The organism is Shewanella halifaxensis HAW-EB4, from assembly GCF_000019185.1.
GTDB lineage: Bacteria > Pseudomonadota > Gammaproteobacteria > Enterobacterales > Shewanellaceae > Shewanella > Shewanella halifaxensis.
The window spans coordinates 4,027,980-4,047,830 of the sequence record NC_010334.1 but is presented as its reverse complement, the minus strand read 5'-3'; the positions used below and the strand labels follow the sequence as shown (position 1 = coordinate 4,047,830).

At 44.1% G+C, this 19,851-nt stretch carries 16 protein-coding genes; 8 read left to right on the top strand and 8 right to left on the bottom strand.

What is annotated here, in order from left to right:
• The first annotated feature begins 1 nt into the window (after nt 1).
• Nucleotides 2-1,156, top strand: coding sequence for a mandelate racemase/muconate lactonizing enzyme family protein (locus SHAL_RS17190; RefSeq protein WP_012278385.1), 1,155 nt, complete (start codon nt 2-4; stop codon nt 1,154-1,156).
• Nucleotides 1,157-1,267: 111 nt separating this feature from the next.
• On the opposite strand, the gene SHAL_RS17185 is transcribed toward SHAL_RS17190, so the two are convergent.
• The gene (locus tag SHAL_RS17185; RefSeq protein WP_012278384.1) at nt 1,268-2,020 is read right to left on the bottom strand and encodes a sporulation protein; all 753 of its coding nucleotides are present in this window, start codon (nt 2,018-2,020) and stop codon (nt 1,268-1,270) included.
• Nucleotides 2,021-2,512: 492 nt separating this feature from the next.
• Between SHAL_RS17185 and SHAL_RS17180 the strand changes: the two genes are divergently transcribed.
• Nucleotides 2,513-3,811 (top strand): NCS2 family permease, encoded by a 1,299-nt coding sequence (locus tag SHAL_RS17180; protein WP_190273651.1) that lies wholly within the window; start codon nt 2,513-2,515, stop codon nt 3,809-3,811.
• Between the two features lie 108 nt (nt 3,812-3,919).
• On the opposite strand, the gene guaD is transcribed toward SHAL_RS17180, so the two are convergent.
• Nucleotides 3,920-5,284, bottom strand: a complete 1,365-nt coding sequence (gene guaD, locus SHAL_RS17175) for a guanine deaminase (RefSeq protein WP_012278382.1) — start codon at nt 5,282-5,284, stop codon at nt 3,920-3,922.
• A 283-nt stretch (nt 5,285-5,567) separates the two neighbouring features.
• Here guaD and SHAL_RS17170 point away from each other — a divergent pair, with 283 nt between their 5' ends.
• On the top strand, nt 5,568-5,816 hold the full coding sequence (locus tag SHAL_RS17170) for a hypothetical protein (RefSeq protein ID WP_012278381.1): 249 nt from the start codon (nt 5,568-5,570) through the stop codon (nt 5,814-5,816).
• A 247-nt stretch (nt 5,817-6,063) separates the two neighbouring features.
• Nucleotides 6,064-6,549, top strand: coding sequence for a cupin domain-containing protein (locus SHAL_RS17165; RefSeq protein ID WP_012278380.1), 486 nt, complete (start codon nt 6,064-6,066; stop codon nt 6,547-6,549).
• 86 nt (nt 6,550-6,635) lie between these two features.
• Here the strand turns inward: SHAL_RS17165 and yghU are convergent, their stop codons facing one another.
• The 3 genes from yghU to SHAL_RS17150 form a co-directional block, all read right to left on the bottom strand.
• Nucleotides 6,636-7,493, bottom strand: coding sequence for a glutathione-dependent disulfide-bond oxidoreductase (yghU, locus tag SHAL_RS17160; RefSeq protein WP_012278379.1), 858 nt, complete (start codon nt 7,491-7,493; stop codon nt 6,636-6,638).
• Nucleotides 7,494-7,745: 252 nt separating this feature from the next.
• Nucleotides 7,746-9,824 (bottom strand): M13 family metallopeptidase, encoded by a 2,079-nt coding sequence (locus tag SHAL_RS17155; protein ID WP_012278378.1) that lies wholly within the window; start codon nt 9,822-9,824, stop codon nt 7,746-7,748.
• 262 nt (nt 9,825-10,086) lie between these two features.
• Nucleotides 10,087-11,829, bottom strand: coding sequence for a DUF3859 domain-containing protein (locus tag SHAL_RS17150; protein WP_012278377.1), 1,743 nt, complete (start codon nt 11,827-11,829; stop codon nt 10,087-10,089).
• 430 nt (nt 11,830-12,259) lie between these two features.
• On the opposite strand from SHAL_RS17150, the gene SHAL_RS17145 reads away from it, so the two are divergent.
• Nucleotides 12,260-12,829 carry a hypothetical protein gene (locus tag SHAL_RS17145; protein WP_012278376.1) on the top strand — a complete coding sequence of 190 codons (570 nt, stop codon included), beginning with the start codon at nt 12,260-12,262 and terminating at the stop codon, nt 12,827-12,829.
• A gap of 79 nt (nt 12,830-12,908) precedes the next feature.
• On the opposite strand, the gene SHAL_RS17140 is transcribed toward SHAL_RS17145, so the two are convergent.
• Together SHAL_RS17140 and SHAL_RS17135 are read right to left on the bottom strand one after the other, a co-directional pair.
• Nucleotides 12,909-13,805, bottom strand: a complete 897-nt coding sequence (locus SHAL_RS17140; protein ID WP_012278375.1) for a prohibitin family protein — start codon at nt 13,803-13,805, stop codon at nt 12,909-12,911.
• A gap of 398 nt (nt 13,806-14,203) precedes the next feature.
• Nucleotides 14,204-14,446 (bottom strand): HP1242/YdcH family protein, encoded by a 243-nt coding sequence (locus tag SHAL_RS17135; protein WP_012278374.1) that lies wholly within the window; start codon nt 14,444-14,446, stop codon nt 14,204-14,206.
• 674 nt (nt 14,447-15,120) lie between these two features.
• Between SHAL_RS17135 and SHAL_RS17130 the strand changes: the two genes are divergently transcribed.
• The 3 genes from SHAL_RS17130 (at nt 15,121) to SHAL_RS17120 (ending at nt 19,280) form a co-directional block, all read left to right on the top strand.
• The gene (locus SHAL_RS17130) at nt 15,121-16,311 is read left to right on the top strand and encodes an alginate export family protein (RefSeq protein WP_012278373.1); all 1,191 of its coding nucleotides are present in this window, start codon (nt 15,121-15,123) and stop codon (nt 16,309-16,311) included.
• A 264-nt stretch (nt 16,312-16,575) separates the two neighbouring features.
• The gene (locus tag SHAL_RS17125) at nt 16,576-18,045 is read left to right on the top strand and encodes an MBL fold metallo-hydrolase RNA specificity domain-containing protein (RefSeq protein ID WP_012278372.1); all 1,470 of its coding nucleotides are present in this window, start codon (nt 16,576-16,578) and stop codon (nt 18,043-18,045) included.
• Between the two features lie 209 nt (nt 18,046-18,254).
• Complete coding sequence (locus tag SHAL_RS17120) at nt 18,255-19,280, top strand: hypothetical protein (RefSeq protein WP_223296207.1); 1,026 nt, start codon at nt 18,255-18,257, stop codon at nt 19,278-19,280.
• 27 nt (nt 19,281-19,307) lie between these two features.
• Here the strand turns inward: SHAL_RS17120 and SHAL_RS17115 are convergent, their stop codons facing one another.
• On the bottom strand, nt 19,308-19,733 hold the full coding sequence (locus SHAL_RS17115; protein WP_012278370.1) for a hypothetical protein: 426 nt from the start codon (nt 19,731-19,733) through the stop codon (nt 19,308-19,310).
• Between the last annotated feature and the right edge of the window lie 118 nt (nt 19,734-19,851).

Genomic DNA, 19,851 nt, shown 5'->3' with positions numbered 1-19,851 from the left:
GATGGGCGCAAATATTGTTTCAGTGGAGTTTATTCCGGTAAACGTGGCCGCGACTAACTGGAGTGAAAACACCGTTATCGTTAAGGTTACCGATGAAAATGGTGTTTATGGACTCGGTGAGGCTGATGGTCCGCCAGAGTGTATGAAAGCGTTCTCGGAAATTGAGAACGAGCATAAATGGCTTAATAATATTAAAGAAGCGGTGATCGGTAGAGATCCGCTAGAGTTTCGCGCTAACTACAACCGTATGTATGACACCACAAAGTGGATCGGCATGCGAGGCTTAGGGTTATTTGCCATCTCTGGCATTGATATGGCGTTATATGATCTTGCCGGTAAGCAGCTAGGTGTGCCTGCCTATAAGCTTATGGGCGGCGCGCAGAAGGCGCAGTTGACGCCTTACTTTACCCTGTATCCGTCTGTTGCAGCCGATGCCACACTTAGCGATATTGTTGAGGCATACAAACCGCTAATCGCCAAAGCGAAAGAGCGTGGTGCTAAGGCCGTTAAGGTGTGCATCATTCCTAATGATAAGGTAACTGATAAAGAGGTTGTCGCTTACCTACGCGAATTGCGTGAGGTCATTGGTTGGGATATGGACATGATGGTTGATTGTTTATATCGATGGACCGATTGGCAGAAAGCTCGTTGGACCTTCCGTCAGCTAGAAGACATTGACCTGTATTTTATCGAAGCCTGCCTGCAACATGACGATCTGATTGGTCATCAAAAACTCGCGGCGGCGATTAACACTCGGTTATGTGGCGCCGAGATGTCGACTACACGTTTTGAAGCGCAAGAGTGGCTCGAAAAAACTGGTATTTCGGTGGTGCAGTCTGATTATAACCGTTGTGGTGGTGTTACTGAGCTACTACGTATCATGGATATTTGTGAGCACCATAACGCTCAGCTAATGCCCCATAATTGGAAAACAGGCATAACTGCGGCGGCGGCGCGTCACTTTGGTATCGTTTGCCATATCTCTGAATATGTAGAGTATCTGCATCCGGATTTCTGGAATGGCACCTTGACGCAGCAGCTGACACTTAACGAGCCTAAGATTATTGATGGCGCAATAGCCGTCAGTGATAAACCTGGGTTAGGTATCGAGCTGAACATTGAATTTGTTGAGCAGGTAACGGATCACAAGTTCTAGAGCTTTTCTTGAGAGCTCGCTGTTAGCGTTAACATTGAGCTAATTCAGGAGGTAGGTTTATAAAATGCCGATAAGTATGACTTATCGGCATTTATTTGTTTGAATACGAGCTTAATTGAGTAGTTGTTCTATATAAGGACGAACACTCTCTACATTATTGCAGTGATTAGGAATTGAGATGCAGTGGTAACCATCACCAGAGAAGGCTCTATCAATTTCAATCAATACCCCCGTTTCTGCGCCATTATCAACAAAAGTCACTTCTAACTCTCTTGCCCCAAAGAATGAGCGTGATTGTGGTTTAAACTCATACTCTTGATAGCAAGGTAGGTGCGACGCAAAACCTTGCGCACGAACATAGCCCACTTCGAGATCAGACTTAAACAAACGATAACCACTGTTTTCAATCAGTTCTAATACTGCAAGTTGGGTGCAAGAAGGCACGATCACCAAGGGGTCTTTGTCTGAGCCGTCGATGCCGTTTTTAATATCTAGTCCTGTTTGCAGCCAGACCTTAGCGATTCGTTGGCCAAATAGACTCGTGGCAGGGGCTTCTGGATGTAGATCAAGATTGAACTGACGGGTGATGGTTTCGCCTGGCTGAATCGCCTGCTTGAGCATAGGTCTCCAGCTTTGTAACACCACACTCTTGTTGTATTTGACTTCATCGTCACCGACTTTTTGCTCGGCTTTGGCTTCGGCCATAATCGCGAACTCAAGACCGTTAATCTCCTGCTCGATATCACCGCCTTTGATCACAACTTCAATAGCAAATGACTCACCGGCTCTTAATTGATCATCGAGCAATATGGTATCGACAGTGGCTTTACCAATACCAATACTGGCCAAGATTTTTTTTAGCATTTTTGTTTCCTTGGATGTGAACAAGTTTGGGCAGACACTAGCATTGAGGCTGTTCTAGCTCAATAACTACTTTGTATCTAAAGGCTTAGCATCAAGTCTTATTAGTTACGTTATCGTCGCTATCAATTTTTTTTGCTGCCGAGAAAATCGTTAGCCTGACTGGTGTCTATTCATGTTGACCGTTTCCTAAAAAACTCTGCAATATGTGATGTTAATCACTCATGTGTAAAGCTGTCAGTACTCTACAATAGCGCCCCTCGTTAGTTAAAACCGTAATCATTAAGTCGTCATCTCCAGAAATATGCTTTCAGGGGATCAAGTGTGTGCGTCGTAAATTTAATATTGATGTTGCACAGCTGTTTGGGACGCGGGTTGAGTGAAGTTAAAAGTGGAAATAATCTATTTATGAGTACGCCAAGCAATAAACAACATGCTGCAACTAATGAAGAGCCTGCAGAAGCTTGTGCTTCTGCCCAACCTGCAAGTGGTGGGTTGTTAGAGCGCTTTTTTAAATTATCAGCCCACAACACCACTGTATCTACCGAAGTTATAGCGGGCATTACCACCTTCATGACCATGGTGTATATCGTGTTCGTGAATCCACAAATTCTATCGGCTGCTGGTATGGATGCCAGTGCGGTATTTGTGGTCACCTGTTTGATCAGCGCTATCGGCTGTATCGCCATGGGCTTAATTGCCAATCTGCCAATTGCACTAGCGCCTGCAATGGGTCTAAATGCGTTTTTTGCCTTCTCTGTAGTAGTGGGGATGGGCGTAAGCTGGCAAATCGGTATGGGCACCATTTTTTGGGGCGCAGTTTGTTTTGCTATTGTGTCCTTACTTGGGATCCGTTCTTGGATCTTAACCAATATCCCAAAATGTTTACGTATTGGTATTCCTAGCGGTATCGGTTTGCTGATAGCCATGGTTGGCTTTAGTAATGCCGGCATTGTGGTCGCAAGTCCAGCGACTATGATCACCGTTGGCGACTTAAGCTCACTGCAGTGTGTTTTAGGTGCGCTAGGTTTCTTTATTATCGTAATTCTAGCCTCTCGTGGTATTCATTCCGCTGTGCTGGTCTCGATTGCCGTTGTGACTGCCATAGCGGCCCTGATGGGGGATATTGAGTACACTGGCATCGTGTCTATGCCGCCTAGTATCGCTAATACCTTTGGTCAGCTCGATCTTGCAGGTTCATTAGATGTGGCGTTGATGGGCGTTATTTTCTCATTTGCCTTAGTAAGCCTTTTCGATAGTTCTGGCACCATGATTGGCGTCACTGAAAAGTGCGGTTTCACTGATGAGCGCGGCCGTTTCCCACGTATGAAACAAGCCTTGATGACAGACTCTGCAACTTCTGTTGTTGGCGCTTACATGGGCACATCAACGGTAACGGCTTACATTGAAAGCTCGGCAGGTGTCGCTGCGGGTGGCCGTACCGGTTTAACCGCAATCGTTGCCGGTCTACTGTTTGTTTTGGTGATTTTCTTCTCGCCATTGGCGGCTATGGTACCGGGTTACGCGGTTGCTGGCGCGCTGGTTTATGTCGGTATTTTGATGTCATCAGAACTGGCTAAAATTGATGGTAAAGACTTAACCGAGTCGGCTCCAGCCTTTATCACCGCAGTGATGATGCCATTTACCTTCTCAATCACCGAAGGCGTAGCAGCAGGTTTTATTACTTACTGCGTATTGAAAGCGGGCACCAATCGCTGGCGTGAAATCCACCCTGGTGTGGCGCTAGTGGCACTGCTATTTATTATCAAGTTTGCCTTTGTTGATGGGCATTAATTCTACTCGCTTAAATGAGTAGCTTGTAAAAGTGATAAACAAATAAAAGGCTCAGAAGGATTACCTTCTGAGCCTTTTTTATATGACTAGATTTACAAAGTAAGTGGCTTACTTCTCTATCACCAATTGCCCTTTCACCCATACCTTGCGGATGTTTTGACGGTTATTGAGGGTGATGATTTTCTCGAGTTTATCTTTAGCGCTGTCCATCTCATCTAGGATAAAGATATTGCTGTCAGTGACGCTGGTATCAACAACTAGCGCATCGAACTCGAATCCTGCTTGGAACAAACCGACTTTGGCATCGATTGCCTGTCCGCCGCCCACAGTCGCCATCCAGTAAGACTCTAAGAATGAGATGCGCGAACCGCTCTCACCACGAGTATCTGCTGGCAAGTAAGTCGATGTGCCATCTTCACGAACCCGCGAGTGGTTTACCGCATCTAAGCAAGTATGGAAAATAGATGGAATTGGCGCGCCAGCTAAGTCACTACCTAGACCGCACTTAAGCTCGTTATCAAGAATTTCACGGGTCTGCATCGCCGCATTGGCAAAGTACATGTTTGATAGCGGGCAGTGGGCAATACTGGCACCGGTTGCCTTAATCACCTTGTGATCATTTGGCGTTAAGAATATCGAGTGCGCTAAAATGGTCTTGTTGGTCATAAGGCCAAAGTCGCTATAGATCTCAACGTCAGTCTTACCATACATCTCTTGGCTGTAATCACGCGCCCAATCGCTTTCAGAGCAGTGGGTCTGCACATGGCATTGGTACTTTTGTACAAGTTTACCTAAGCCCTGTAGCATCTCGCTGGTACAGCTCGGTACAAAACGCGGTGTGACAACCGGTGAAACTAATTGTTGCTCGTTGCCTTCAAGTTGCAGGACTTGTTGGATAAAGTCTTCGGTGTCGATTAGGGCATCGTTGGTTGAGGTTTCGATATAAAATGGCGGGCATTGGCTTGCCTCATCCATATTGACCTTACCGATAAAGCCGCGCTGACCCTGCTTTAAGCATTCACGAGCAAGCTCCACAGAAGTGTGCTTGTGAATGGTGGCAAAATACACTGCGCTGGTGGTGCCATTGGCGAGCAGTGATTGCACTAGCTCTGGGTAAATTTTCTTAGCAAAGTTCATATCTTCAAACTTGGCTTCAAGCGGAAAGGTGTAATCTTGTAGCCAGTCGTAAAGTGGTAGGTCTAGGCCTTTACCCGCTTGCGGGAACTGCGGCGCATGTACGTGTAAGTCGACCATGCCCGGCATTAGATATTGGCTGTTGCTTAATTCGATGAGTTGCTTATTGGCAGATAATTGGCTGATCTGTACTTGGAAATCGGCATCTTTCTCGGTGAGGGTTGATGAGATCACGCCTTTATCATCAACAAGCACCAATGCGTTAGACGCATACTCAAAATCACCTTTCACAGGGCAATGAAAATGCTGCCCTAATACACCAAATTTAATTTCAGACATCAAGAGTAATCCATCTTATTAATTGTAGGGTTGCTGGCGGGAGTATTACATGAGCATCATTTAATTTTGTAAATTAAGCACTGATTTGTGACCAAGATAATAGACTAAATTAAGCGTCTGCTTAATTTGCAGCCAGAGGGTAAAATGGCTTGTGTGATATTTACCTTTATTCAAACTAGAACTGCACTCTTTTAATCCTTAGCTATGATCTGTAAAGTACGCCACATAATATACTTAGGGCCTATAGGCGCTTTGGTTGTGTGAACAGATAAGAGTATTAAAGATGAGTGATGAGCAAAACGTAATTGATAATCTAGACGACCTAAGGCGCTTTCTGGTGTCGGTTGAAACTGGTGGTTTGGGTCTAGAGGGAGTTGCTGGTATCGGTATGGCAACCAATAATGCCGATGGTCGTCATTTTGTTGCGGTTTTCGATAATAATCATAAGCTGCTACATGCGCGTTGGGTCACAGATGAAGTGTATGAGACGGGCAAAGAGATGGTGCGTGATGGCGTTCGAGGTCAGCACTAAGACGACGGTAGGAAGAGCGACTAAGAGTCAACAATTATCGCGACTCAAGTTGCACGAAAAATCATACTAAGCCCAAGGTTAATCGCCTAGGGCTTTTTTATTATGCAAAACGTCTAATTAAAGTGGGAGTAAAACGTCAATCTTAGCGACAGTCGCCGCAATCACAATTACAGTCACAATCTTAGACCATGATATTGATTACAATCGGACGTTTATCAGCCCTACTTAATATAACAAGGTATTTGTAATGCAAACTGCTGAACAATTTATCCAACATTTAGAATTAGAACAACATGTTGAAGGTGGCTATTTCCGCTCATCATACCGCTCTGAGCAGCAGTTTGATGACTCACGTGCGCTGTGGACCAGTATTTACTTCCTGTTGCGTACGGGGGAGGTGTCGAACTTCCATCGTTTGACCGCCGATGAGATGTGGTACTTCCATGCTGGTGAGTCACTGACGATTTATATGATAGATGAACAAGGCGAGTTAACCACAGCGCAATTAGGTTTAGACTTAGCGGTAGGTGAGCGACCACAATTCCTCGTACCTAAAGGCTGCATTTTTGGCTCGGCGATGAATAAACCAGGCTTTTCTCTGGTGGGATGTATGGTGTCACCAGGGTTTACCTTTGATGACTTTGAACTGTTCAGCCAAGAAACTTTACTCAATGACTACCCGCAGCATGAAGCGGTGATAAAACGCTTAAGCCGTTGTGGTGTGGGCAGCTAGTTACTAACAGTTAATAGGCTATAGGCTAAATTAAAAAAGGCTCTCGGTGATTGTCACTAAGCGCCTTTTCTGTATTAGAGATAGTCCTATGGTTTTTTGTTTAGCACTGCATCAATGTCGGCAGCGCAGTGGCGCTCGCTAAGCTGCTCCCACTCCTCCCCCGATGTTCGATTAACGATACGGCCACGTTTTACGGCATCGCGCTCGCTTATCTGCTTCGCCCAGCGCTGCAGATGAGGGTAACTAGCGACATCTAAAAACTCGGCCGCGTCATACAATTTACCTAAGGCTAAGTTGCCGTACCAAGGCCAGATAGCGATATCGGCTATGCTGTACTCATCACCCGCAATATATTCATTGTTGGCAAGCTGCTTATCGAGCACGTCGAGTTGTCGCTTGGTCTCCATGGCGAAGCGGTTGATCGGGTATTCGAAGTTTTCAGGTGCGTAAGCATAGAAGTGGCCAAAACCGCCGCCAAGGTAGGGCGCTGAGCCTTGCAACCAGAATAGCCAGTTCATCACCTCTGCTTTAGCGGCAAGATCTTTAGGTAAAAAATGGCCAAACTTTTCGGCTAAATAGAGCAAGATATTACCGGACTCAAATACCCGAATTGGACTCTCTGAAGAGGTATCAAGCAGGGCTGGAATTTTCGAATTTGGATTAATCTCAACAAAGCCTGATGAAAATTGGTCGCCTTCGCCAATGTTGATTAGATAGGCATCATACTCAGCCTCTTTTATACCTTTGGCCAGTAATTCTTCTAACATGATAGTGACTTTTTGGCCGTTAGGTGTCGCTAATGAATACAGTTGTAATGGCTGTTTACCTTTAGGTAATACTTGCTCATGCCTAGCGCCTGAGTCTGGACGATTAATGGCGGCCCACTGACCACCATTTTCATTATCCATGGTCCACACTTTTGCTGGAATGTATTGCTTTGTCATGTTATGTCCTATTGGTATTAGCCCAGTCAATTGCCTTGTTATAAGTGTCGAGCTAGTGTGATGGCTTTGCGTTAACAGTATAGATATCGGGGTAAATTATGGTTTTAAAACCCTTATGGATATAACCGTTTAATCTGACTGAGATGCGTTAGGAATAAAAAGTGCGGAATAAAAAATGCCAGTCAGGTGGCTGACTGGCATTTTGTTTCGCTTATTTCTAGCTTAGCTTCAGCTTGTGTTCGTGCTTGCTGACTACCAGATGCGTACGCGCTGATCTTCAGGAAGGTACAGCTCGTCACCAGGCTTAACATCAAATGCCTTGTACCAAGCATCGTGGTTACGTGGTGCCTGAGCACGGTAACGACCCGGTGCATGAGTGCCTGCACGTAGTTGGTTAAGCATGCTTTGTTCGGTGCGCTTTTCTTTCCATACTTGTGCCCAAGCAAGGAAGAAACGCTGATCGCCTGTCACGCCATCAATCACTGGGGCTTCTTTACCGTTAAGGCTTAGCTTGTAAGCATGATAAGCCATTGCAAGGCCACCCACATCACCGATGTTTTCGCCTAGGCTGTTGCGGCCGTTAACAAAGTTCTCAGGAATAGGCTCATACTTACTGTACTGCGCCGCAAGCTGATCGGCTTTAGCTTCAAATGCGGCGCGGTCTGAATCAGTCCACCAGTTACGCTGAATACCGTTAGCGTCAGATTTCGAGCCTTGATCATCAAAACCGTGACCCATTTCATGGCCGATAACTGCACCAATACCGCCGTAGTTTACCGCTGGATCGGCATTGGGATCGAAAAACGGTGGCTGCAAAATCGCTGCCGGGAATACAATCTCGTTGAACGAGCTGTTGTAGTAGGCATTAACGTATTGTGGGGTCATACCCCAACGGTTACGGTCAGTTTTCTTAAGCTCTTTAGCGACGCTATCGGCATTGAAGAATTGACGCAGATTTTGAATATTACCGACAAGGTTGCTGTTAGTCAGTTCTACACCATCAAACTCTTGCCATACATCGGGATAACCAATTTTAGGGTTAAACGCCGCAAGTTTAGCGTGGGCATTGACCTTAGTCTCTGCGCCCATCCAATCTAGACCGTCGATACGCTCACCCATTGCGGTACGTAAGTTTTCAACGAGCTCAGCCATCTGCTGCTTAGATGACTCAGGGAAGTAGCGCGCTACGTAGACCTTACCAATAGCAAAGCCTAACGATTGAGTGCCCGACATTTCTTCTACGGCACGCTTCCAACGTGGACGCGGCTCCTCTTGACCACTTAGGGTTTTACCATAGAAGCCAAAGCTGGCGGCATAGATATCTTCAGACAGCAAGCCTGCGTTGTTACTCACAGTATGGAAGGTTAGATAATCTTGCCAGACGTTAAGCGGTTGTTTATTGACGAGGTCAATCATGGCTTTGACAGGCTCAGGCTGAGAGATGTTCAGCTGTGGCACTTGGTAACCCGTCTCGGCAAAGTAAACGTCCCAATCAAAACCTGGATACTCTTTTGCTAAGTCGCTGCGCTTTACTTGGTTTAGGGTGAGGTCGCGGTTACGACGCTTTTCACGTGGCCATTGACCTTCAGCCATCTTAGTCTCTAACGCCAAGATGGCCTCGGCGCGTGCTTGGCCATCTTTAATCCCTGCAAACGCTAGCATTTCAGCGATATGAGTAACATAAGCTTCGCGGATTTTAACGAAGCGTTCGGCATCTTCTAAGTAGTATGAGCGAGCGGGTAAGCCTAAGCCGCCAGCACCGATAGACATCTCGTACTGATTTGGATCGAGGCGGTTGAACCACATGCCACCAGAGATAGGCGAGGTGGCACCTGTTAGCCAAGCCTGACCGAATACCTTAGTCAAATCATCGGTATTTTTAACGGCTTTAATTTGGTCAAGAGTGTCTTGGATTGGGGTGATCCCGAGCTTGTTAATGGTCTCGGTATCCATGTATGACTGGTAAAAATCAGCGATGAGCTGCTCTTCAGCGTTAAGGTCGCTGCGACTGGCGATATCGTCGATGATCTCTTTAACCTGCTTTTCGCTTCGTTCTGCAAGACCGGTAAATGCTCCAAAGCGGGTTTTATCCGCAGGCATAATATAATTGTCGTACCAAGTACCGCTGGCATACATAAAGAAGTCATCACCGGGCTTCACGGCTTGGTTACGTGCACTTAGGTCAACCCCAAAGCTACCAAGCTCGGCTTTAGTATTGGCGGTTTTAGTGACCTCTGTTTTAGCCGTTTTAGAATCGTTGTTCAGTTCTGATGTGCCACAGCCACCTAGAAAGCTTGTTGCTAGGGCTATCGCTATGAGGGATTTTTTCATTTTTGTACTTCCTTCCTTGTCAAAATTTCTATCGTTTTTTAACGGATCTTATTATGAATTTTCAACGAACTTTCAATTATTGTTAACCGAACTATCTTCTAGAGTTGCCATAAAAAGTCAACATTTGAATTGTTAATAAGTATTGTTGAATAAAGAGGGCTAAAGGACTTTCAGTGCTGAATATTTAAGTCATTGGTATAACTAACAAAAAGCCCGCGCGAGGCGGGCTTGAAAAAGGTATGCATTGTAAAACGGTGAAATGCTATTGGCTTAAGCAGTGACCTACCTGTTGTGGGTTAAGTTCGGTCGTTTCAATGTATTGACTGCCCATACAGGCGATGTAATGACTAAAGAACTCTTTTAGTTGGTCATTCATTGGGATTTCAGAAAGTTGCTTGACGGTCGTTAGTGCATCTTTTAAACATTGGGCCTTAAAAGGCTGCATTTTAATGGCGCAGCTATTGGCATCTTTAAAGCCTAAACACTGTTGATACTTATCTTGCTCACAAAGGTAATACTCACCTTTAGTGACCAGTTTTTCTAGCGTTAGGCCTTGTTCAACGACTCTATTCTGCTGACTGCTTAGTTTAGGCTTTTCATCCATATTGACTAGCATGAAAGACTTTTTGGCCACGACTGAATCACGATAAAGGATCTCTAATGTCCAACGGCCAGTGACAAGTTCATAAGGCTCACCGAAATACCACATCGCGAGATTACGGTCGTGCTTAAACATGGTGTCGGTCCAACTTGAGCTGGTAAAACCTTTACCGCTCTTAGGGTCGACTATCTCGGGGTGAGTCATGCGCACTGTAATTGGAAACTGGTTTTGCTGAGCAAGGCTAGAATCGATTTTACCCGACTTGTCTTTTGGTAGGCTAACCGCGTAGCGAAAGCCAATATATTGCCCTAGGGCTGGCATCACGAGTTGACTGGCAGACACATGGTATTGATTGCTGTTCTGGGTAATGGTTCCACCTTCAATAATGCTCACTCGAGGCGATAGTAAGTTAGAGATATCCTGTTGGTTGACGTTTTTACTGGCCAGTGCAACCGGGGTACCCTCTATTGATAGCATTTCAGGTCGATGCTGCTCATTTAAGGTCAGTTGCTGTAGTGGATTATTAAATGCCACTAGCTTGTTGAGCTGTTTGAATGAGGATATGTCTAGCGCTGTGATGCGGTTATTATTCAGCTCTAGCTCCATTAATGGCGCGTCATGGCTCAATATGATGTCATCGATTTGGTTGTAATCGGCTTTGACTTTTATCAGTAGCGGATTGTGGCTTAAGTCTAACTGCTTGAGCTGGTTGTTTCTGACGGCAACGACTCTCAGATCTGGATTACTCTCAAGATTAAGCTCGCTAAGCTGGTTGCTGGGCAGGTAAAGGTGGTTCAACTTAGGGTTATGAGACAGATCGATTTTTGTTAGCGTGCCGACCGATAGGTTTAGTGTCTGTAACTCAGGATTACCAGATAGGTCAATATCGGTCAGTTGATGGCGGCTTAGGCCAAGATCCCTTAATTTCGGTAGACTCGAGACATCTATAGAAGTCAGTGGCAGCTTATAAGCGTAGAGACTCTTGAGTTTAGGATTGGCGCTTATATCTACGCTGGTGATCTTATTGCCAGAAATATTGAGCGCGATCAGCTGTGGGCTATTAGACAGATCAATATTTGTCAGCTGGTTATTGCCTATGATGAGGCGGTCAAGGTTTTCATTATCGCTGATATCAATGTCAGTGATTTTATTATCCAGTAACACCAATGCCGTCAGTGCAGGCATAAAGCTAATTTCGTCTACATTGGTAATTTGCTGCTTGTTACAACTAAGCTCAGTGATCTGATCCAGCACTTTGATGCCACTTTGCTGTACGCATAGGGCAAATTGGGGGTCATTAAATTGCACTTCACTCACAAGCTTAGGCGCTTGTGTAAGTGCGCAGCCACTTAGGGCTAACAGGGTTGAACCAAGTAAGGCGACGGTTAACTTTGATGTTCTCATTTATGCTTGTCCTTTTATAGCAGTGATTTTATGCCTGTGTTTTTATCGCTGCACTCTTAATGCCCGTTAACGCCTGCCTTGAGTGATTGCAGAGCAATATCCATCTAGCTAATTAGTGGTATGTTAACTTTAGGCGGGCAAACTAACATAAAGTCTGTTCGAACCCATATAGGTATTTGGCAAGTTGCTTTAATCTTACTTAAGCTGCGTATATGTCAGGTTGCTTAAGTTATTTAGAAGCAAACCGATTGTTGGAAAAGACAATTGTCGTCAATTTATTGCTCTTTTTAGAATTTAAGGACACAGAACTGTAGTGGCAATGTGAACTTTACTACTTGTAACCTAAGTTTTTTGTTTGTGTGAGTTAAGTTCTTGAGGTATATCCCTTTGGTGGTATACTGCGTCAGTTTTTTGACTTTTGAGAATTAAGATGAAAATATTTGCTCTGCTTTTGATGATAGTACCTATCTCGGTATCGGCATCTGCTCCTTTTGGGGTCAACTGGGGAGATGATATTGCTGCATATGGTGAGGTGATTAAACGACTAGATTTTTCTGAAGTTAACACGGATCGCTTGCCTAAAAATTTTTCAATCGCCAAGCACTACCAACTCGTTCAAGTCTCAGAGAAAGGCTTAGTCAAAGTTGTGATGACTACGCACGACTATTCAGCCCATAGTGCAAGTTTTAAAGATGATTTCCAGCAGATAGAAGCTTCACTGATTGCTAGCGGCTATCAAACAACAGCGTTTACATCTGGTGAGTTGAACTCATATCAATGTGTCTTACAAGGGCGTTGCGCTGGTAAGCGTTGGACTGCGATGAATACCGATGGAGTCACTGTAATTTTAGAGCAAAAGATGAAGGGGCGTGATAGCGCCTTTATTAATCTAGAGTTTGAAACAAAAGAGTTTATTAATATAGAAAAGCAACGATTAGAACGTCAGCAAGAAAAACAAAAGCAGCTAAAAAACAAAGATAGGCTAGCGTTTAGTTCATAGTTATTGTACCAAGCTGAATAGATGAGTGGAAGTTGTTAGGCTTCACTCATCTGCTATTTGATAGCTCTTATTTATGCCATTAATTCGACTCGTTGGCGTTTCGAATGTCCATAATCGGCATGACGCTTTCCCCCATCATGGTCATAGGTAGTCTGCCATCCCAAGCTTGTGCTTCGGTAAGCTTAACAATAAGCGGGTTATTTTTAAGGGCCTTAGCTTTCGCTTCAATAGCTTGAGCTTCGGCTTTACCTTTTAGCAGTATGGACTGCGCTTCGGCTTCAGCGACTTTGAGTATGCCTTTTGCTCTCGCGTCAGCGGTGTTGACTGCGCGCAGTGCCTCAAGGCGTTGACGTTCAAGTTTATGCTCCTCTGCAGCGGCGAGGTTTTTCTCAGTTTGCTTAATCTCAATCGAGTTGATGTACTTTTGCGGCAAAATGATGTTTTCAATTTGAATGTTATCAACGATAACTGGAAAGCCTTCCATCTCTTCGGCTAAGCGGTGCTCGATGCCCTGAATCGCGCTGGCTCGGTCTTGAATTAACTGCTCAGCCTCGAATTGCGGAATTGTGTCTTTAGTTGCAGAGCGAAAACGTGGATCGAGGATCCGTTGCTCGAACTGAGTCAGACCGCCGTAACGCTTGAAGAGATCTAATGCCGCTTCTTTATTAACTGTCCAGTTAACGCTGACCTCAACGGTTACGGGCATCTGTTCTTTGGTACTCGAAGCCATTTTTTCGGCATTTTTACGAGTACGTACCTCTATCATCTCAACTGTTTCGATAAACGGAATTTTAAAGTGCAGCCCTGGATTTTGTTGATCTTTAGCTTCTCCAAAGCGCTTGACTACACCTACATGCCCCTCATTAACAATGAAGTAGGAGTTAAATATAGCGATGATAAGTAACGCAATAGGTAGTATTTTTATCACTGAAGCGGATTTGAAAAAATGAGCTAATTTTGATTTCTGTTGCAGCATTTGAGTGTCCTTTCTAAATATGCGCAGCAAAGATACCAGTAAATACACGTTTGTTAAATATTTGTTTTTTACTGTGGTGTTGTGTTGAACGTGTTGATTGTGGTGTTAGCGACAAAACCCTCTAGCTCGTTTAATGCCTTGTTTTGAGTTAGGTGAAATGCGTCTATAAGACTTGGAGCCATCTAGTTTCAAGTGCTAGATATCTATGTTGAGGGGGCGTAGGTAACCATGTTTCAGTGACTCAGTAATGAGCGTCTGTGAGTGAATAAGGGAGCTTAGGCTCCCTTTTAGTTTAAGCTTTATGCCACCAACTTAAGGCGGTGGTTTCTTTACTATCTACAGAACAGTGATGCTGTTTAACAGCCCCTAACGACTTGTATTGATTTATTCGGTATTAGTTAAACACTGGTACTGAGGCGATGAAACAGTGAGTCTTTTAACTCTGCTCTATCATGTTTCAGTTGATGCATAGCATTGTCATCAATTGGTGCGCCTCTTAATTCAAGTTCGCGGATCTCTTTATCAAGTGCATTGTAGTGTTTGGTGTCTTTAGCAAAAGCCTCATCAGTTTGGCAAAGCTTAACAATAATATCTTGGTACTCAGGAAACTCATGCATAATTGAGTGGTTTTCGCCTAACATATCAACCCCTAAATAATTAATGAACAGTATTGTTGTTAGGTAAGTAAAGCTAATTGCAGAAGGAATTACAAGCTAGTTGGTTAAGGTTTAACACTTCCTTTAATCATTATTACCATGTGAAGTGGTTTTCGTTAAGTCAGGCTGCAATATTGGATGTTTCGCGAGTTGGATAACGATATATATATTTTCCTAACCTTAACGATAGCGTGGAGTATCAAGCCTACATTTATAGACAGGTCAACAGGGTAATTATAATTATTGCTAACTATGTTTTGTTTGAAAATGGATTTATTGGTGCGATATGTCTAAATGTGGCTAAGGGTATAAACACCTAATTGAAGTCGAGCCTTTGTCAAAGGAGTGATGTTTATCACTCCATTTTATTGTCTAGCTAATCCACTATGGACTAGCTTTGAATGTTGTTGCGGGGACTATTCGTAGAACAGTTCGCTAAAAAATTCCTATCGCGAACTATTTAAGTAATCAAAGAATTAGGTAGGTAGAATTAATACCTATTTGTGTGTACCTCTAAATCGGTACGTTGTGGTGATCTTGGTCACACATTTGGTAAGCTATTTGTAATCGAGATGTAACATTGTTTTAGATCAAAAAGTTAAACTTGTTTCGTTAATATAACTACGCGTGAGAATGATGAAACAAAAGGATTACAATAAATGAAAGTCCATACCCTTACTCTAGCTGTACTCGCAAGTTTAGCTTCTACTGCTGCAACCGCAGAAACGGCTGATCCACTAAAGAAAGCCTTTATCGATGACTCCGCGGTCAAAGTGCAGTTCCGCCTTCGCTATGAAGACGTTGATGTTGCTAATGTTGACCAGCAAAACCAAACTACATTACGCACACGCTTAAACTACCAAACTGGTGACCTCTATAACCTCTACGCAGTTGCTGAAATTGATGACGTGCGCTCATCAAAGAATGAGCCATTGATCGGAGACTATAAGTACACTCAAATCAACCAAAGCTATATTGGCTATAAAGGTCCTGCAGAAACGTTAGCATTGCTTGGTCGTCAGCGTATTTTGCTTGATAATCAGCGTTTTGTTGGTGGTGTTGGCTTCCGTCAAAATGAACAGACCTATGATGCGGTGTCAGTTAAGAATACCGCGATTGAAGGCTTAACGGCTTACTACGCTTATGTTGCGAATGTGAACCGTATCTTCCCTGAAGGCTCTGGCAAAGAAGAGAATGAAAGCGAGACTAATTTAGTCAATATCAATTACAAGGCTTTGGATTTCGCCAAGATCTCAGGCTATGCATATTTAATTGATAATATTGATGTAGCAGCTTTCTCTACTGACACTTATGGTATTCGTGCAACCGGCGATATCAAGCTTGATGCGTTAAAACTAAGCTACGAAGCCGAGTTCGCTCAGCAATCAGAAGCTGCCAATAACCCAGAGACTTATAGTGCGACTTATTACCATCTGGGCGCAGGTATTAACTTTGATGCCTTCGGCGCTAAAGTGAGTTACGAAGTGCTAGGCTCGGATGACGGTAAAGCAGGCTTTATTACACCGCTAGCGACATTACATGCCTTTAACGGTTGGACAGATAAGTTCCTATTTGGCGGTAAAGGTAACTGGGAAAATGGCCTCGTTGACACGAGCTTTGCTTTGACAGCAAAACTTGCAGGGCTAAAGTTACTTGCTAAGTACCACAAGTTTGACTCTGACTATGGCGATATCGACATGGGTCAGGAGTGGGGTGTTTCTGCTACGTACCCATTCGCTAAGTACTATAGTGTAGGCGTGAAATATGCGAGCTTTAGTGGTGCCGATGCGGGCTACGGTTTCTCAAATGATACCGATAAATTGTGGGTAACACTTCAAGCTAAATATTAAATGAAATCAGGCGTAAAGCCTAACTGAGTCGTATTGAGCCCACACTTGGGCTCACCTCAAAGCTCCCATTTTATAAGCAGGATAATTAAGTTATTCCTGCTTTTTTTATGGCAAAAATTCCATCAAAATAACCAAAATATTTTTAGGTTAATTGCTAGTCGAAACTTCATTAAGGGTTTATCTTTTAAGCATAAGCACCAGAGATGACCACTCTATGTTGAAGTGGTTTAAAGGGAATAACGGTGCCTTTTGAGGAAGAATGCTATGCAGATGACTCTCTCTTTTTTAGGTGCGACTCAAGAAGTGACGGGCTCTTGTCACTTACTCAATATTGATGGACAGCAAGTATTACTCGACTGTGGATTAATCCAAGGGAGTAAGGCTGATGTGTTGCGTAATCACGAGCCCTTTGCCTTCAGCCCATCGCAGATCCATGCAGTGGTCTTAAGTCATGCTCATATCGATCATTCGGGACGATTACCTTTGTTGGTTCGTTCGGGGTTTACAGGACCTATATATAGCCATAAGGCTACGGTAGAGCTTTGTGCGGTGATGCTAAAAGATGCCGCCATGCTCCAAGCTAGAGATATAGATCGACTCAATAAGAAGCGAGTAAAGAATGATTTACCCTTGCTAGAGCCGCTATTCGATGATGCCGATGTCGACCGTGTTATGCAGCAATTTGTGGCGCTCGATTATGGCGAGAGCACACAAGTGATCCCCCATCTTAATGTGTGTTTGTCTGATGCGGGGCATATTTTAGGTTCAGCAGTGGTTGAGCTTTGGTTAGGAGAGGGGACTTCAACTAAAAAGCTGGTCTTTAGTGGCGATCTTGGTCGTGAAGGCATGCCGATATTAGACGATCCAAGCTTAATCGATACGGCGGATCTGGTATTGATGGAAAGTACCTATGGCAACAGGTTACATCGCTCATGGAACGATACGCTAGAAGAGCTCAAATCAATCTTTGCGCGTACCATAGATCAGAGTCGTGGCAATATTCTACTGCCAGCGTTTTCGGTTGGTCGAGCACAGGAGCTGCTTTATCTGTTTCATCTCTACGCCAAAGAGTGGGATCTATCTCGTTGGCGGGTCTGTCTCGATAGCCCGATGGCGATTAGGGCAACACAGATCTATGTCGAAAATTACGCCTTAATGGATGAGGATTTTAAGCGTTTTACCCGTTTATCCCCGGGAAAGCATCCACTATTGTCGAATGTGGACTTTATCGATACCACAGAGGAGTCGATGGAGCTGAATCATATTCACCAAGGGCTGATTATTATCGCAGGCAGTGGTATGTGTAACGGTGGCCGTATTCGCTGCCATTTAGAACACAATCTAGCGAACAGTCTATCTGATGTGATTATTTGTGGCTATCAGGCGCAGGGCACGCCTGGTCGACTCTTGGTCGATGGCGCGACAAGCTTAACTATCAGTGGTCAAAGTATCGATGTTGCGGCGAGGCTACATACCGTTGGCGGACTATCGGCTCATGCCGATCAGGCTGAGCTGCTGCACTGGTATCGCCATTTTAACGACTCTCCACCAATTGTATTGGTGCATGGTGAGAGTGAGGCGCAGCAGGTCTTATTGGCTGCGCTTAATGAAGACGCCACTAATGCCCCTGCTCATAGTGTGATAGCCGAGCAAGGTGACTGTTTAGATCTGACGCAACTACCTAAGTTTGTTTGGTTAGCTAACGCTATAAATAGCGAATCACAAGATGATTGACTGTTATGTGTTCATGAGCCGCAGGCGCAATTAGCGGGTGATATAGTTACGCAGGTGATATGCCATTATCCTCATGATAGCTCTTAATCGCTTATCATTATTGGCGGAGGAATAATTTTTAATGCCAGTTTCAATATTGAACCTCATGTAAACCTGGGGAATGAGTGATACTATCTTTACTCATTATTAACATATTCTGAGAGCATAACTTGTTTCCTAGATGGTTGTTATTCATTGCTTTAACTTTTAGTTTTGCGTCTGCTCATGGGGCGCAAACGTCTGTGGGTGAAGAGCAAAAAGTTAAGGCGTCTGAGCTTGAGCCTGAAGCTCAGTCTGATACGGCAGCGAACACTGTAGAAGCAAAGCCAATCCCTGAAGATGACCCCTGTTATAGCCAGTCACAGATGGAAGGAGCGATAGATAAAGCATTCGATTACATCAACACTAAATTCTGCCAGCCAGCCATCTGGTTTGATAGCTTTTTTGTGGATGATAGAGTCGAGGATGACGCCAGAGCTGGCACCATTGTGCGCTGGTTTAACGACTTTGCTTATTACGAAAAAGAGGGTTTCAAATACCGAGCTAATCTCAATGCCAGATTAAATTTACCAGGCGTAACCAAGCGCTTAAAGTTTATTTTAGACTCGACAGGGGAGGATGATCCGTTCGCCTTTATTAGAGCACCAGATGACAATAATGAACGGGATATCGGTCTTAGATATGATTGGTATGCCAAAGATCGTGTTAGTTTCAATATTAAGGCTAACTTCAAGCCCAAGGTCGAAGCGAGATGGCGTTATACCTATCCTCTTTCTGAGAGTACAGTGACTCGATTAACTCAAAAGCTATACCAAGAGAAGAAGGTTACGGGTGAGTCAACCGAGTTTGATATTGAGCATGCCTTTAACGAGACATTTGTTGGTCGCTGGAGCGCGGTGGCGCAATATGAGGATCGAGATAATGGCTGGGAGTTTGGCTCTAGCGTTAAAGTCTATCAATACATCAATAACAAGCAGGCGCTGAGCTATCAGGCGAGCATTTATGGCGTCGATGAGCCTTATCATTACGTTAAGAATGCCAGTGTCAGTATGACCTACAGACAAAATTTTGCGAGGAACTGGTTATTCTTTGCAATTACGCCTGAATACAATTGGAGTAAAGAGGATGAATTTTCCGAGCGGATTAATCAGTTTGTCCTTACCTTCACCATTGAGATGCTGTTTCAGAATGTCTAGTCAAATATTAGCCAAGCACGAATGAGCTTAGCTAAGCTCATCGGTGGGAATATTGGTATCAAGAATAGGATCGTCTAGGCTTTCATTTACCACTTGTTGCTTAGGTGCTTCAGCAATAAGCTCTGCCAGAATAATCAAGCTATCGGTATAGGAAAAGCCATAACCATATCCGCCTTCTGTGCTGACGCCATTACCTAGCAGGTGAGGGTCGCTGAAGTGATCTTTAAAGGCATAATCTCCTGATGTTACAGGGGTTATCTGTTGCACTTTATAGCCATCGGTGTTGAGTGCCTCGATAGCCTGTTGTAGATCATTATTGAGCCGTTCGCTATCAATCTTGCAGGTGGAGTATTCAAAGTCTGATGTTTTCGGCTTAGCGGCCCACATCTCTTCGCGTATATTGGTTTCAATCTTAGCGAAATAACTCTTCACTAATACTATTTTCTGTTTCATGGGGGCGCCTTTAATGCGTCATTGCCATACAATATTTATGTTAGTTTAAACGCGGATGGTAATGGCTTTGATACTGTTTATATAAAGTTACAGGTTACTCTATCAGAGCAAACGGGTA

Coding starts and splice junctions, on each gene's coding strand:
- SHAL_RS17190 (WP_012278385.1), top strand. CDS start 2: ATGGGCGCAAATATTGTTTCAGTGGAGTTTATTCCGGTAAACGTGGCC.
- SHAL_RS17185 (WP_012278384.1), bottom strand. CDS start 2,020: ATGCTAAAAAAAATCTTGGCCAGTATTGGTATTGGTAAAGCCACTGTC.
- guaD (WP_012278382.1), bottom strand. CDS start 5,284: ATGTCTGAAATTAAATTTGGTGTATTAGGGCAGCATTTTCATTGCCCT.
- SHAL_RS17170 (WP_012278381.1), top strand. CDS start 5,568: ATGAGTGATGAGCAAAACGTAATTGATAATCTAGACGACCTAAGGCGC.
- SHAL_RS17165 (WP_012278380.1), top strand. CDS start 6,064: ATGCAAACTGCTGAACAATTTATCCAACATTTAGAATTAGAACAACAT.
- yghU (WP_012278379.1), bottom strand. CDS start 7,493: ATGACAAAGCAATACATTCCAGCAAAAGTGTGGACCATGGATAATGAA.
- SHAL_RS17155 (WP_012278378.1), bottom strand. CDS start 9,824: ATGAAAAAATCCCTCATAGCGATAGCCCTAGCAACAAGCTTTCTAGGT.
- SHAL_RS17150 (WP_012278377.1), bottom strand. CDS start 11,829: ATGAGAACATCAAAGTTAACCGTCGCCTTACTTGGTTCAACCCTGTTA.
- SHAL_RS17145 (WP_012278376.1), top strand. CDS start 12,260: ATGAAAATATTTGCTCTGCTTTTGATGATAGTACCTATCTCGGTATCG.
- SHAL_RS17140 (WP_012278375.1), bottom strand. CDS start 13,805: ATGCTGCAACAGAAATCAAAATTAGCTCATTTTTTCAAATCCGCTTCA.
- SHAL_RS17135 (WP_012278374.1), bottom strand. CDS start 14,446: ATGTTAGGCGAAAACCACTCAATTATGCATGAGTTTCCTGAGTACCAA.
- SHAL_RS17130 (WP_012278373.1), top strand. CDS start 15,121: ATGAAAGTCCATACCCTTACTCTAGCTGTACTCGCAAGTTTAGCTTCT.
- SHAL_RS17125 (WP_012278372.1), top strand. CDS start 16,576: ATGCAGATGACTCTCTCTTTTTTAGGTGCGACTCAAGAAGTGACGGGC.
- SHAL_RS17115 (WP_012278370.1), bottom strand. CDS start 19,733: ATGAAACAGAAAATAGTATTAGTGAAGAGTTATTTCGCTAAGATTGAA.